General features: G+C 41.6%; 10 protein-coding genes. 3 read left to right on the top strand and 7 right to left on the bottom strand.

Features of this window, described 5'->3' with window-relative positions:
- Positions 1-767: 767 nt before the first annotated feature.
- The 5 genes from PW252_RS06350 to uvrC form a co-directional block, all read right to left on the bottom strand.
- A complete protein-coding gene (locus PW252_RS06350) occupies positions 768-1,700 on the bottom strand; it encodes an Rpn family recombination-promoting nuclease/putative transposase (protein ID WP_248049964.1) in 933 nt (310 codons plus the stop codon).
- Positions 1,701-1,854: 154 nt separating this feature from the next.
- Complete coding sequence (locus tag PW252_RS06355; protein ID WP_105117801.1) at positions 1,855-2,019, bottom strand: hypothetical protein; 165 nt, start codon at positions 2,017-2,019, stop codon at positions 1,855-1,857.
- A gap of 546 nt (positions 2,020-2,565) precedes the next feature.
- On the bottom strand, positions 2,566-3,879 hold the full coding sequence (gene obgE / locus PW252_RS06360) for a GTPase ObgE (RefSeq protein WP_105117800.1): 1,314 nt from the start codon (positions 3,877-3,879) through the stop codon (positions 2,566-2,568).
- A 198-nt stretch (positions 3,880-4,077) separates the two neighbouring features.
- Positions 4,078-4,206 (bottom strand): DUF4044 domain-containing protein, encoded by a 129-nt coding sequence (locus tag PW252_RS06365; protein ID WP_044759484.1) that lies wholly within the window; start codon positions 4,204-4,206, stop codon positions 4,078-4,080.
- Positions 4,207-4,261: 55 nt separating this feature from the next.
- Positions 4,262-6,046 (bottom strand): excinuclease ABC subunit UvrC, encoded by a 1,785-nt coding sequence (uvrC, locus tag PW252_RS06370; RefSeq protein WP_248049962.1) that lies wholly within the window; start codon positions 6,044-6,046, stop codon positions 4,262-4,264.
- A 185-nt stretch (positions 6,047-6,231) separates the two neighbouring features.
- On the opposite strand from uvrC, the gene PW252_RS06375 reads away from it, so the two are divergent.
- Together PW252_RS06375 and PW252_RS06380 are read left to right on the top strand one after the other, a co-directional pair.
- Positions 6,232-8,430 carry an ABC transporter substrate-binding protein/permease gene (locus PW252_RS06375; RefSeq protein ID WP_248049959.1) on the top strand — a complete coding sequence of 733 codons (2,199 nt, stop codon included), beginning with the start codon at positions 6,232-6,234 and terminating at the stop codon, positions 8,428-8,430.
- The gene (locus PW252_RS06380; protein ID WP_172029687.1) at positions 8,430-9,170 is read left to right on the top strand and encodes an amino acid ABC transporter ATP-binding protein; all 741 of its coding nucleotides are present in this window, start codon (positions 8,430-8,432) and stop codon (positions 9,168-9,170) included. The genes PW252_RS06375 and PW252_RS06380 overlap by 1 nt, the downstream gene beginning before the upstream one ends.
- Positions 9,171-9,226: 56 nt before the next feature.
- Here the strand turns inward: PW252_RS06380 and PW252_RS06385 are convergent, their stop codons facing one another.
- The gene (locus tag PW252_RS06385; RefSeq protein ID WP_248049956.1) at positions 9,227-9,718 is read right to left on the bottom strand and encodes a GNAT family N-acetyltransferase; all 492 of its coding nucleotides are present in this window, start codon (positions 9,716-9,718) and stop codon (positions 9,227-9,229) included.
- Between the two features lie 274 nt (positions 9,719-9,992).
- Positions 9,993-11,564 (bottom strand): L-lactate permease, encoded by a 1,572-nt coding sequence (locus PW252_RS06390; RefSeq protein WP_248049954.1) that lies wholly within the window; start codon positions 11,562-11,564, stop codon positions 9,993-9,995.
- 390 nt (positions 11,565-11,954) lie between these two features.
- On the opposite strand from PW252_RS06390, the gene PW252_RS06395 reads away from it, so the two are divergent.
- A complete protein-coding gene (locus tag PW252_RS06395) occupies positions 11,955-13,487 on the top strand; it encodes an ATP-binding cassette domain-containing protein (protein WP_248049952.1) in 1,533 nt (510 codons plus the stop codon).
- The last annotated feature ends 44 nt before the right edge of the window (positions 13,488-13,531 follow it).

Genomic DNA, 13,531 nt, shown 5'->3' on the forward strand with positions numbered 1-13,531 from the left:
AGTTCTACTATATAGTATAATGCTGTCCTCAAAAGCCTGCAACAAGATCTGAATGCTTGCCTAACCGTTTACAATCCAGTGAAAATCGATTATGCTACTCCGTCCCCTCTTCTAAAATTACATTTTCTCGTAATCCCCTGATATTCTCAATCGGCATGTGCATCAAAAGGCAACTCAATTTTCATCAAAAAAAGAGGCTGGGCTCAAGACCAACCTCGCTTCTCAGAGTTCGTGTCAACATCTCAGCGCAGTGGTTGATTGGCTTTAACAGTCCAGTGGAGTGAAATAGTCTGGGGATAGACTGTTTCAGCTCAACAACTGGAAATAAGGACTTGTTGACGAACTCATCTTTGAAATATAGAGTTCTTTCTTACTCCCGTTCAGTAGCCAACTAAATCCTTTCACGAATACTGTTTTCTAACTTTTTAAGGTCAGTACATACCTTAAAAAGTTTTGTTGCATATATTTCTCTATCTATTTAAGGTTATCAATTCAGATTAGAGCTTTGTTCAGGACTTTCCTCTAATTAGAATTGACTGCGGTAAGTTGCTACCTGCTCAACTGTAAACTCCGTTGCAATAGCAATCATGTCATCAGACATATTTGCTTTTTACATCCGTTTGATGGTGTCTAGTTTTTTCGGTATCTATGCCTTTCTCTATTCCTTTCTCAAAACCATCTTCAACACCCCCTCATAGCCTTCTTCAAAGCGTTCCTACATGGTTTCGTAATAACTAGCGGCGTGATGCATGTGGAGTATTTCAAGATTAGTTGCCTTGTTCAGGACCTTCTTCTGTGACAATATCTTTCCGCAACAGCCTCACTTGCTCAATAGGGATTTTCAGAACTAGGGAAATATCATCATCAGACATGCCAACTTGAAAAAGAGAAGTCAAAACTTCTTGCGTTTTTTGCTCCGCACCTTTCTCAAAACCATCTTCAACACCCTCCTCATAGCCTTCTTCAAAGCGTTCCTGCATAGTTTCGTAATAACTAGCGGCATTTCGGTTCCATGTGTCAATCATTGTTCTTTCCTCCTGTGTCCAATTATTCACATCCAAAAGATACTCTGCCCTTTGGATAGCACTGGTTTGTTTTAAGCTAAATTCTTTGTTAGAGAAGAATTCCATCCAAAGCTGTTGTTTCCTATCCATTTCTCCTAATTTTAGTTTCTTCAGTTCTACAATGACCATCTCGAAGGGCTTTCTCGCTTGTTCTTGTTTACCAAATGGAAACTGCAAGACCTGACCTGTTTCTGAATCCGTAATAATAAATGAACGGACTGGTTTTTCATCTTTAAAGTAGTTGGTTGCAACTACGGCGATAGCATAGACAGGTTGAATTTTATCATACATCTTATGGGTTTTGGCAACTTTTTGTCGAACATTGGGCAGGTTTGCGACCAGGTGTTGGCAAATATAGGTCCACAATCGTTTCAAAAAGCCTCTTTGGTAGGCGACTTGGATTTCAATCACCACTTGAGTATCATCTTCTAAGGAAGCAAGCACATCAACGGTCGTAGTGAAGTAGCCATCTTGCTCTTTCTTCAAATCAGCTAGGGTTCCATTCATAATTTTGACCTCTTTTGGTCTGAAACCTAGAAATGCCTCAATGAAATCTGTGGTTACCTCTGGATCGCTAAACACTTTTTTAGCTGCAATGTCCATCATTGGGTTGATAGGATGTCTTTTTTTGCTCATATTTTTCTCCATATTCTATTGATTGAGATATAACCTCGTATGATATATTCGAAAAACAGAGCATTTTCCCTAATTATATTATAGCACATTCACTAACATTTTTAAAATTCAATACCAAAAACCTGCTAGTTATTTGAAAACTAACAGGTCAAGTTTACTCATTTTCTTTCTCTTTAGCTATACGCTCTCTTTCCAAGCGCAATTTACGATTGGGATTGAGCGTGTTAAAAAGTTCTTCCAATTTCTCAGCATTCCAAACATCTGCTGCAGAAACGAAATTTCCATCCTTATCCTTGAAGGATATCGGTTTATCACCCATAGACACCTCCAAATTTCTATCATTACTTATTTTTTACTCGTCCAAGTTTAAAGCAAGCAGCTGAAACACCCTATTCCAAGACTACCTCGCCTTCGAGTTCCCCAGTTAAATCCATGCCAACTTATCGGAAGTGTTACGACATGGAGTACAGGCAGTCGATACTACTGCCTGTACGGAATTAGTAAGGTTGGTAGGTAGTCCGCCATAGCGGCTACCGTACTACATCAAGTCCTTTAGGACTTAGAGGTAGTTCCAACGTTACGACATGGAGTACAGGCAGTCGTTATTACTCCCTGAACGGAATTAGTAAGGTTGGTAAGTAGACCGCCATAGCGGCTACCGTACTACATCAAGTCCTTTAGAACTTAGAGGTAGTTCCAACGTTACGACATGGAGTACAGGCAGTCGATGTTACTGCCTGTACGGAATTAGTAAGGTTGGTTACCTCGCTTTTGAATTTCTTGGCTCGGGTTAAAACTATCCCCCGGACATGGTCGCTTTCGTATTTCAAGGCGACCAGCTGAAAAAGTCCACTGGACTTTTTCACTAATCCACAAACTCGAATTCGAACTTGCCGATGCGAACGGTGTCGCCGTCTTTTGCTCCACGTGCGCGGAGGGCTTCATCGACACCCATGCCACGCAACTGGCGGGCAAATTTCATAACTGATTCGTCACGGTCAAAGTTGGTCATAGTAAAGAGTTTTTCTAGCTTATCACCAGATAGAATCCAGCTGGCATCATCTGAACGGCTGATATCAAATTCTGGTTCATCTGGGTTGAAGCCATAGTAAGCCTCTTCTTCTTGGAAATCAGATTCATCATAGAGCAAGAATTCTGGTGTTTTCTCAAGCAATTCGGCTGTCGCTTCTAAGAGATTTTCCAAACCTTGGTGGGCAATACCAGAAATTGGGAAAATCTGTGGCAGTTCATCAAATTCATCATAGTTAGCTGCTAATTTTTTCTTGAATTCCTTCAGATTTTCAGCTGCTTCTGGCATATCCATCTTGTTAGCAACGATAATCTGCGGACGTTCCATTAGTCGAAGATTATAGGTTTCCAATTCATTGTTAATGGCTACATAATCCTCATAAGGATCGCGCCCTTCACTTGCTGACATATCTAAGACATGCAAGATAACCCGTGTCCGCTCGATGTGACGAAGGAATTGGGTTCCAAGTCCAACACCTTGGCTAGCTCCTTCAATCAAACCTGGCAAGTCTGCAACTGCAAAAGATTCTCCAGATTTAGTCCGAACCATTCCCAAGTTTGGAACAATAGTTGTAAAGTGATAGGCACCAATTTTTGGCTTGGCTGCCGTAATCACGCTGAGCAGGGTTGATTTACCAACCGATGGAAAACCAACAAGCCCAACATCAGCAAGAACTTTCAATTCTAATTCCAATTGGCGTTCTTCACCTGGCTCCCCATTTTCAGAAATTTCTGGTGCAGGATTTTTAGGTGTCGCAAAACGGATATTTCCACGACCACCACGTCCGCCATGGGCAATGATAAATTCTTGGCCATGCTCCACCAAGTCAGTAATAACCTTACCAGTTTCCGCATCGCGTACAGTAGTTCCCTGAGGAACACGGACCAACATATCTTCTGCGCCACGCCCATGCATTCCCTTGGTCATGCCTTTTTCGCCATCGTCAGCCTTAAAACGACGGTTGTAACGGAAGTCCATCAAGGTGCGCAAGCCCTCATCCACGACAAAGACCACATTACCACCACGACCACCGTCACCACCCCAAGGACCGCCATTGGGTACATACTTCTCACGGCGGAAGGCCACCATGCCATCGCCACCCTTACCAGCCTTGACCGTAATCTTGGCTGTATCTAAAAACATACTCATAATTTACCTATTCTTTCCTAGAAAAAAACGCTTAGAAGCGTTTTATAATCTGTATCACAAGCAAAATTCAAATATAAGAATTCTTTTCAAGTTAAACAAAGCAGTTTTTAGGGAAATACAGTTGTATTTTGAAAAAAACTAACAATGAGGAACTGAAAGCTAACCTTACTATAGAAGTGCTGAAGTGTGTACAGGTTCTTAATTCATCAATGCATTGATAGCTGGTAAAATCAAACCAGCCAAGGTTACTAGCACCATCACAATAACGATGATAATTGTCACCTTTTCAAAAAATGTTTTCTTATGTTTTACTTCTCCAAAAGCCATGGCTTTCTCCTTATTTTGCAATATCGTTTTATTTTACCATAATTGAACCATTTTTTCAATTCTCATCTCTATCTGATAAAGTTTCCTTCACCTTCTCCGCCACCTTATAAGGTAGACCAGCTTCTGCGATTTCCTGCAGACTGGCTGACTGGATATTGCCAATGGACTTGAAATGCTTCATCAAAGCCTGTTTGCGTTTTGGTCCCAGACCCTCTATGCTATCCAATTTAGATGAGAAGGAATTTTTTGACCGAACCTGACGATGAAACTCAATGGCAAAGCGGTGCACTTCATCTTGAATTCGATGAAGAAGGAAAAATTCCTGAGAATTACGGGGCAGTTCAACCACCTCTAAGGGATTTCCAAAAAGCAACTCGTGGGTCTGGTGCTTGTCATTCTTCTGCAAACCTGCAATAGGAATGGACATGCCTAGCTCCTGCTCGATGACCTGTTTGGCGACATTTACCTGACCTTGACCACCGTCAATGATAATCAAATCAGGTGCTGTCAAACCATCTCGCAAGACCCGACTATAACGGCGTTGCAACACTTCACGCATAGAGGCGTAATCATCCGGCCCCTCAACCGTCTTAATCTTGTACTTGCGGTATTCTTTTTTATTAGGTACCCCATTTTCAAAAACCACCATGGCCGACACAGGACTGGTCCCCATGATGTTGGAGTTGTCAAAGGCCTCAATCCGCACAGGCGTCGGAATTCCCAAAAGCTGACCGATATTCTCGACTGCACCATAGGTCTTCTTCAGATTTTTCTCCAGGAGATTAAACTTCTGCTCCAGACTGACACGGGCATTCTTGGTGGCCAGAGCTATGAGTTGCTTCTTCTCACCACGCTGGGGTTTAAGCACCTTGGTCGCCACCAGAGCTTCTACGGCTTCTTGGTCAATATCCTGCGGTATCAACACTTCAGATGGAATTAAATGCTGCTGGTCCCTGTAAAACTGACCGATGTAGGTCAAAAAGTCTTCGTCCGCATCATTATAGTAGGGAAAGAGATTGACATTCCGCTCAATTAGTTTTCCCTGACGAACAAAGAAAACCTGCACACACATCCAGCCCTTATCTACATAGTAGCCAAAGACATCTCGATTCTGCAAGTCATGGGCCATCACACGCTGCTTGGTCCGCAGGGTTGAAATGGATTGGAGGACATCTCGGTATTCCGCAGCCTTTTCAAATTCCAGATTGCCAGCTGCTACTTTCATCTTGTCCTGGACTTCCTTGACAATCTTATCATCATGACCAGTCAGGAATTGAGCAACTTCTTTGGCCATCTTATCATAGTCAGACAGGCTAGGCAGGTTTTCCCCATGAGCCAAACATTGCCCCAAATGATAATAAAGACAGTACTTGTTCTCAGGGATTTTACACTTACGGAAAGGATAGAGCCGTTCTAGCAGTTTGAGGGTTTGATTGGCCGCACCCACATCGGGATAGGGACCAAAATACTGCCCGCCATCCTTCTTAATCTGCCGTGTAATGATTAGCCTTGGATGACGTTCCTTTGTAATCTTGATGAAAGGATAGGACTTGTCGTCCTTGAGCATGATATTGTAGCGTGGTTTGTTTTCCTGAATGAGATTGATTTCCAACAAGAGAGCCTCGATATTGGAATCTGTCACGATAAATTCAAAATCGGCAATTTCAGATACTAAGGCCTCTGTCTTGGTATCATGGGCACCACGAAAATAAGACCGAACCCGATTTCGCAGGTTTTTGGCCTTGCCCACATAGATAATCTTACCGTACTTGTTTTTGTGGAGGTAACAACCCGGACTGTCCGGCAGTAACTCCAACTTGTGCTTGATTAAATCGTTCATAAAACTATTGTAACACAAGTTTAATCAATGGAACACTAGACATCTTCTCAAAAAAACATTAAATTTTCTCACAATTTAATGACTTGGAATGTTATATTTTCTAACATAAGGAATTGATAGATTTTGCAAAAATTTTCAGAATATGGTATACTAGGACAGTTATTTTATATAGAAGGAGTATGAAAATGAAGAAAAAACTATTCATGTTATTGGCAAGCATACTGCCGATATTCTTTATTTTTACAGGCGTTAAGGCTGACGATACTATTGATATTGTTTTCGATAATGCCTACGCACCATTCGAGTTTAAAGACTCAGACCAAGTTTACAAAGGATTAGATGTTGATATCATCAACGAAGTTATCAAGCGCTCTGGCTGGAAAGTTAACCAATCTTTCCCAGGCTTCGATGCTGCCGTTAACGCTGTTCAAGCCGGTTCTGCCGATGCCCTTATGGCAGGTACAACCATTACAGAGGCTCGCAAGAAAGTCTTTACTTTCTCAGATCCCTACTTCGATACAAAAATCGTTATTGCTACAACCAAGTCAAACACGATTTCTAAATACGAAGACCTCAAAGGTAAAACTGTCGGTGTAAAAAACGGTACCGCTGCCCAAGCCTTTCTGGAGGAAAACAAGGAAAAGTACGGCTATACTCTTAAAACCTTTGATACAGGCGATTTGATGTACAACAGCCTTTCAGCTGGTGCTGTTGATGCAGTTATGGACGATGAAGCAGTTATCCAATATGCTATCCAACAAGGTCAAGACCTGAGCATCGACATCGCTGGTGAAGCCATTGGTTCCTTTGGTTTCTCTGTTAAAAAAGGCAGCCAATATGAGTACCTTGTAGAAGATTTTAACAAGGCACTTGCAGCCATGAAAGAAGATGGCACATATGAAACAATCATGAACAAGTGGTTGGGAACAACAACTGCTTCTGCTGAAACAACTGACTACTCTTCACGCCTTAGCTTGACTGGTAGTGCCACTGCAAAAGCAACGCCTGTAAAAGCAAGCTACACCATTGTAGCGGATTCCTCATTTGCCCCATTTGAATACCAAGATGAAACTGGTAAATATGTCGGTATTGATATGGAATTGATTAAGGCTATTGCAGAAAACCAAGGCTTTACCATTACCATCCAAAACCCTGGCTTCGATGCTGCCTTGAACGCTGTTCAAGCTGGACAAGCTGATGCGGTTATCGCTGGTATGTCTATCACTGATGCTCGTAAAGAGATTTTTGATTTCTCAGATGCCTATTATTCATCAAATATTCTTCTTGCTGTTAAAAATGGCAGCGATATTACTTCCTACGAAGGCTTGAAAGGCAAAACTGTCGGTGCTAAAAACGGTACTGCTTCATACACATTCTTAGAGAGCAACAAAGACAAGTACGGTTACACTCTCAAAGCCTTTGATGAAGCTTCTGGTATGTATGACAGCTTGAATTCTGGTTCTATTGATGCCCTAATGGATGACGAAGCTGTGCTTCTCTACGCCATCCAACAAGGTCGCGACTTTGCAACTCCAATCCCTGGTGAAAAATCTGGCGAGTACGGTTTCGCTGTTAAAAAAGGGACAAACCCAGAGTTGATTGAAATGTTCAACAACGGTATGGCTGCTCTCGTCCAATCTGGTAAGTACGATGAAATTTTGAACAAGTACTTCAATTCTACTGAGGAAACAAGCTCTACTACATCTACTGTTGATGAAACAACCATTGCGGGTCTTTTGAAAAACAACTACGGTCAGTTACTCTCTGGTCTTGGTATCACAATTGGTCTTGCACTACTCTCATTTGCTATCGCTATTGTTATTGGTATTATCTTCGGTATGTTCGCGGTTAGTCCAATCAAAGCCCTCCGTGTAACTGCATCTGTGTTTGTTGATGTGGTTCGTGGAATTCCTTTGATGATTGTAGCTGCCTTCATCTTCTGGGGTATTCCTAACTTAATCGAATCTATCACAGGTCAGCAATCTCCAATCAACGACTTCGTCGCTGGTACCATTGCCCTGTCCCTCAACTCTGGTGCTTATATCGCTGAGATTGTTCGCGGTGGTATTCAAGCCGTTCCTGCTGGTCAAATGGAAGCCTCACGCAGTTTGGGTATTTCCTACGGAACAACCATGCGTAAGATTATCTTGCCACAGGCTGGTAAAATCATGTTGCCAAACTTCATTAACCAATTCGTTATCACGTTGAAAGATACAACTATCATCTCTGCGATTGGTTTGGTGGAGCTCTTCCAAGCAGGTAAAATTATTATCGCTCGTAACTATCAGTCCTTCCGTATGTACGCAATCCTTGCCATTATCTACTTGGTAGTTATCACTCTCTTGACGCGCTTGGCTCGTAATCTTGAAAAAGGAGGCAAATAATGGCTCAATTGAAAATTAACGTCCATGACTTGCACAAGTATTATGGAAAAAACGAAGTATTGAAAGGTATTACTGCTAAGTTCTATGAAGGCGATGTCGTTTGTATCATCGGTCCTTCTGGTTCTGGTAAATCAACCTTCCTTCGTACCATGAACTTGCTTGAAACCATCACAAGTGGTCAGGTGACAGTGGATGGATATGATTTGACAGATCCTAAGACAGATGTTGATGCCTTCCGTGCCAATGTCGGCATGGTATTCCAGCACTTCAACCTCTTCCCACACATGACTGTCCTTGATAATATTACTTTTGCACCTATCGAACATAAGTTGATGGATAGGGCAGAAGCTGAAAAAGTTGGTATGGAATTGCTGGAAAAAGTTGGTTTGGCAGACAAGCGTGACGCCATGCCTGATAGCCTATCTGGTGGTCAAAAACAACGTGTCGCCATCGCTCGTGCCTTGGCTATGAACCCAGACATCATGCTCTTTGATGAACCTACTTCTGCCCTTGACCCTGAGATGGTTGGTGATGTACTAAATGTTATGAAGGACTTGGCAGAACAAGGTATGACCATGTTGATTGTAACCCACGAGATGGGCTTCGCCCGCAAGGTTGCCAACCGCGTTATCTTTACAGATGGCGGTGAGTTCCTTGAAGATGGTACTCCAGAACAAATCTTTGATAACCCACAACACCCACGTTTGAAAGACTTCCTTGATAAGGTCTTGAACGTCTAAGCTAAACAAAAAGCCTTTGACTAACAGTCAAGGCTTTTTTTGCATCTCACAATGATTTATAAATTCTTTTTATAGGACCAACCTTTCTTTGTCTTTTCAACAGCTTCAAAGCCACATTTCTCAAATAGTTTACGGGAGCCCGTATTCCAATCATAAATTTCTTCGACAAGTATTTCCACAAAGCCCAGCTCCCTTGCTCGATCAATCATTCGCTGCAATACCTTGGTTCCTATTCCCTTTTTCCAATACCGCTTATCTCCAATGGCAATGGCAAAATCATCTGCAAACAGCGTCACATCACCAATTGGGATAAACTGATCGTCTTCAAAAATTTCAATAAAGTAACATTCGCCATTTTTAGACAAATAATCATACATACGATCGAGCAAGTCCTGACTATAGCGTTCTTGATCACCATCAATCAGCCAGACCAATTCCAAATCTTGATGCCATATCAAAGCAAAATCATGAATTCCATCATATCTACGAAGCCGAATCTGATTGTCAATTTCTAATACTGCCGCCTGCTCTACTCCTTCGATCGCCATGAATATCTCCTTACTAGTTCATCTCGGTAGGTCAATTTTATCACAAATCTGAATAGATGAGAATAGCCATTCCTATTCATCTAGTAAGGCAAACATCAAAAAGGCTGGGCTCAAGCCCAACCTCGCTTCTCAGGGTTCGTGTAAACATCTCAGCGCAGTGGTTGATTGGCAGATTTGTTCGTGTTTTACACTCCAAATCTGACCTAATCAACTGTGCGGGGGCGGGAAGACGAACTCTTTTTTTGACCAGTCGAGTTCTTTCCCGCTCCCTGTTTTATAAAAACAATCCAACTAAAGCCGTAATGATTCCGTAGATAAACATAGGCACGGCTGTTTTCTGCATGATAAATCCTTCTTGACGACGCACTCCGGAAACGGATGAGGCCGCAATGATATTGTTGACACAGGTCATATTCCCCATTGCTCCTCCGACAGACTGCATGGCCAAAATGCTGGTCATGTTCAGACCTGTTTGCGTGGCGATGGATTGTTGAACGCCTCCAAAAATGAGATTGGAAATTGTCGCAGAACCTGAGAAAAAGGCTCCAATGGCACCTAGATAGGAGGCGAAGAGACCCCAATATGGACCAGTTGCTGCTGCCAAGGACATCCCGATAATGGATACCATAGACTGTTCACCATTAAGTAGCATGAATTTTACCATAGTCACACCACCTAGAAGGGCAAAGAAGGGTTCCGACACCTGTTTGGCGGTTTGTCCAATCATCTTCCATGCTTGACCTTTCATACTCGGATAGAGGCTCGATAGGGTCAACACAATGAGGAAGAAAGGAATGAATGCTGGTGCGTAAAGCAATTCATAAGACTCTGTCGAGCTAGTACCAAATACATTGGCTAATGTGAATTTCAGAGCCTTTGTAATTTCTAGCTTAGCAAAGCCAATATCTGTACTTAAAAGCAGGGCATCCGTTCTCATCAGGCCTTTAATCCCTAGCTGAGGAACACGGGTTATCACCAGTATCAAAACCAAGCAAATCAAGGGAAGAGTAGCCATAAAGAGTTCTTTTGCTGTAACTTGTTCCACAAAATTTTTCTTGTTTTCGACCGAATTCAAGCCAATCTGTTTTTTGGCTAACCAGATTGAAATAAGAAAACCGATTGCTCCTCCCAAAAGAGATGGGAATTCATAGTTGATAGTGGCCAAAAGGGTCATGGGCAGGGCACAAGCAAAGACAGTCAAATAAATATAGAGGAGATTGGCCTTGATTTGTGACCAAGAAAAGACATAACGAAGGGCAATCAAGGGAATGAGCAAGCCTGCGGTTAAATGAATTAGAGCTGCCTTTAAGCCCAGCTCTCCAATCTGCTGACTGGTCAAACCTAAAGAACCAAATCCAAACCAAGTCGGCGTTCCGACAGCACCAAAAGATACAGGAATCGAATTAAAAATCAATACTGCTAGCACAACCTTGATGGGTTCAAATCCCAAAGCAATTAAGATGGGGGCTGCAATTGCTGCGGGAGTTCCAAAACCAGATGCCCCTTCAATCATGAAGGCGAAAGCATAACCGATAATCATCATCTGAGCAACAGGATTGGGTGTCAAACTAGACATCCATCTGTTGATGATAGCTTGGTTTCCTGTTTTTCGTTGAAAATTATTAAATAGCACCGCTCCCATAATCACTGTTATCGGCGTTAGGGTAGCCCAAAAACCTGTGACCAAGCCTGAATTTAACAAGGCAAAATCCGTCTTAAAATACACCAACAAAATCAAATAAACCAAGCCTGCAATCGCTGGCAAGGCATAACTGGCTGCCAAACGCATCTTGATCATCAAAAATATCAAGAGAATAATTGGAAAAACACTTAATAAAATATCCATAACATTTTCATTTCCTTATTTTTTAGCTATTGCTTTAGAGTCCTGTCTAAACACAGCTTCTCTTATTATAACCTAAGCCTAGCGAAAAATACGTTTGTTTACTCTCCTGATGAAAGAAAATTCATTTTTTCTTCATTCTTCGACAAGATTTCTGTACAAAAACAGTATATTGACAAGTTTTTATCGATATGCTATACTAAAACAAATGTAGCAAGCGAGGTAGGGAGAAATGGACAATAACAAGTAAACTCAATTTAAGTTCTATACTTATTTAGTAGTTTTCTTGCGTCCATTTTTCTGTTCCCTCTATTCCTTGAATAGGGTCTTTTTGAGCAGATTTCGACACACTACTAAATAGGTAGTGTGTTTTTTTCTTGTAAAGGAGGCCTTATGCTACTAAGCACTCAACATTTATCTCTCGACCATCAAAAAGATTTAAGAACCTTGGCTCAGGACCTAAACCTCATTGTCAACCCTGGCGATAAAATAGCCATCATCGGCGAAGAAGGAAATGGCAAATCCAGTCTACTACTAACCTTAATGGATGCAGCTCTTGTCACAGACTACCTACTCCTATCAGGCAATATTCACCGATATTTTCACTCGCCAGTCTATATTCCCCAAAGTCTTCCACTGGAAATAGCAGAGCTAACCTTGAACGACTACTTCTTTGGAGATATGGACAGTGATATTGATTACGGTCTACTCTACCTCTATGCTGACCAGCTCCAGTTTGACAGCGTACGGTTTTCCAGCCAGCAATTGATTGGAAGCCTGTCTGGCGGAGAAAAATTAAAAATTCAGTTGATCAAATCTCTAGCAACTCCATCTGATATTATTTTTCTGGATGAGCCGTCCAATGACTTGGATTTAGATACCTTACTTTGGCTTGAAAACTATATCATCACGAGCCCAAAGACCATCCTATTTGTTTCTCACGATGAAGACTTCCTCAGCAAAACAGCCACAAAAATCATTCACCTAGAATCGGTTAAAAAGAAAACACTTGCTCAGACCAAGGTTGAAGAACTAGATTACCAGGATTACGCATTGAGACGCCAACAAGCCTATCAGAAACAAGTCCAACAGGCACGGAATAACAAAAAAGAATTTGACAAGGCCATGAATAAGCACCTACGACAAAAATCACAGGTGCGCAATACCTTGCTCAATACACATGATGCTACTATGGGACGCCTCATTGCCAAGAAAATGAAGAATGTCTTATCGCGTGAAAAACGCTATGAAAGAATGAAGGAAAATCTCACACAAGTTCCTTTTCATGAAGATGCCATTTCCCTCTTCTTCTCAGACATTTCACCATTACCAGCTAGAAAACAAGTACTCCACTTAGAAAACTTTCAATTAAAGATTGACGAGCAACTACTCGTTCAAAACATCCATTTCAACATAAATGGGCAAGATAAGATTGGTATCATTGGCCTGAATGGAATTGGTAAATCTAGTTTTCTAAAGATAATCTATCAAGAACTCAGGCAACGAGCAGATATAAAATTGGGCTACATGCCTCAGCACTATTCAGAAGTCCTTGATGAGTCTAAAACTCCACTTGATTTTTTATTAGAAAATGGCAATCGTGAGCAGGAACAACTTATCTTGACACATCTAGCCAGTCTGCAGTTTACACGACAAGAAGTTCATCACAGGATCTGTGAACTTTCAGGGGGACAAAAAGCCAAGTTACTCTTGTTAAAAATGGTTCTTGATCAAGCCAATTTTCTCTTATTAGATGAACCCAGTCGAAACTTCTCTCCTACTTCTCAGCCATATATTCGTCAACTATTCGCCGATTATCCAGGTGGCTTGGTATGCGTATCACACGACAGACGTTTCTTGAAAGAAGTTTGTCAAAGAATCTACCGACTAACTGATAGTGGACTGGAAGAACTAGAACAAATATAAAAAAGGAAAATGGTTCACACGCCATATTTCCTTTTATTATTTAT

The organism is Streptococcus sp. 29887, from assembly GCF_032595075.1.
In the GTDB taxonomy this organism is placed as follows: domain Bacteria; phylum Bacillota; class Bacilli; order Lactobacillales; family Streptococcaceae; genus Streptococcus; species Streptococcus iners.

Excerpts from the sequence above, each read along its gene's own strand:
- PW252_RS06355 (WP_105117801.1), bottom strand. The coding sequence starts at position 2,019 with ATGGGTGATAAACCGATATCCTTCAAGGATAAGGATGGAAATTTCGTT.
- obgE (WP_105117800.1), bottom strand. The coding sequence starts at position 3,879 with ATGAGTATGTTTTTAGATACAGCCAAGATTACGGTCAAGGCTGGTAAG.
- uvrC (WP_248049962.1), bottom strand. The coding sequence starts at position 6,046 with ATGAACGATTTAATCAAGCACAAGTTGGAGTTACTGCCGGACAGTCCG.
- PW252_RS06395 (WP_248049952.1), top strand. The coding sequence starts at position 11,955 with ATGCTACTAAGCACTCAACATTTATCTCTCGACCATCAAAAAGATTTA.
- PW252_RS06385 (WP_248049956.1), bottom strand. The coding sequence starts at position 9,718 with ATGGCGATCGAAGGAGTAGAGCAGGCGGCAGTATTAGAAATTGACAAT.
- PW252_RS06365 (WP_044759484.1), bottom strand. The coding sequence starts at position 4,206 with ATGGCTTTTGGAGAAGTAAAACATAAGAAAACATTTTTTGAAAAGGTG.
- PW252_RS06390 (WP_248049954.1), bottom strand. The coding sequence starts at position 11,564 with ATGGATATTTTATTAAGTGTTTTTCCAATTATTCTCTTGATATTTTTG.
- PW252_RS06375 (WP_248049959.1), top strand. The coding sequence starts at position 6,232 with ATGAAGAAAAAACTATTCATGTTATTGGCAAGCATACTGCCGATATTC.
- PW252_RS06350 (WP_248049964.1), bottom strand. The coding sequence starts at position 1,700 with ATGAGCAAAAAAAGACATCCTATCAACCCAATGATGGACATTGCAGCT.
- PW252_RS06380 (WP_172029687.1), top strand. The coding sequence starts at position 8,430 with ATGGCTCAATTGAAAATTAACGTCCATGACTTGCACAAGTATTATGGA.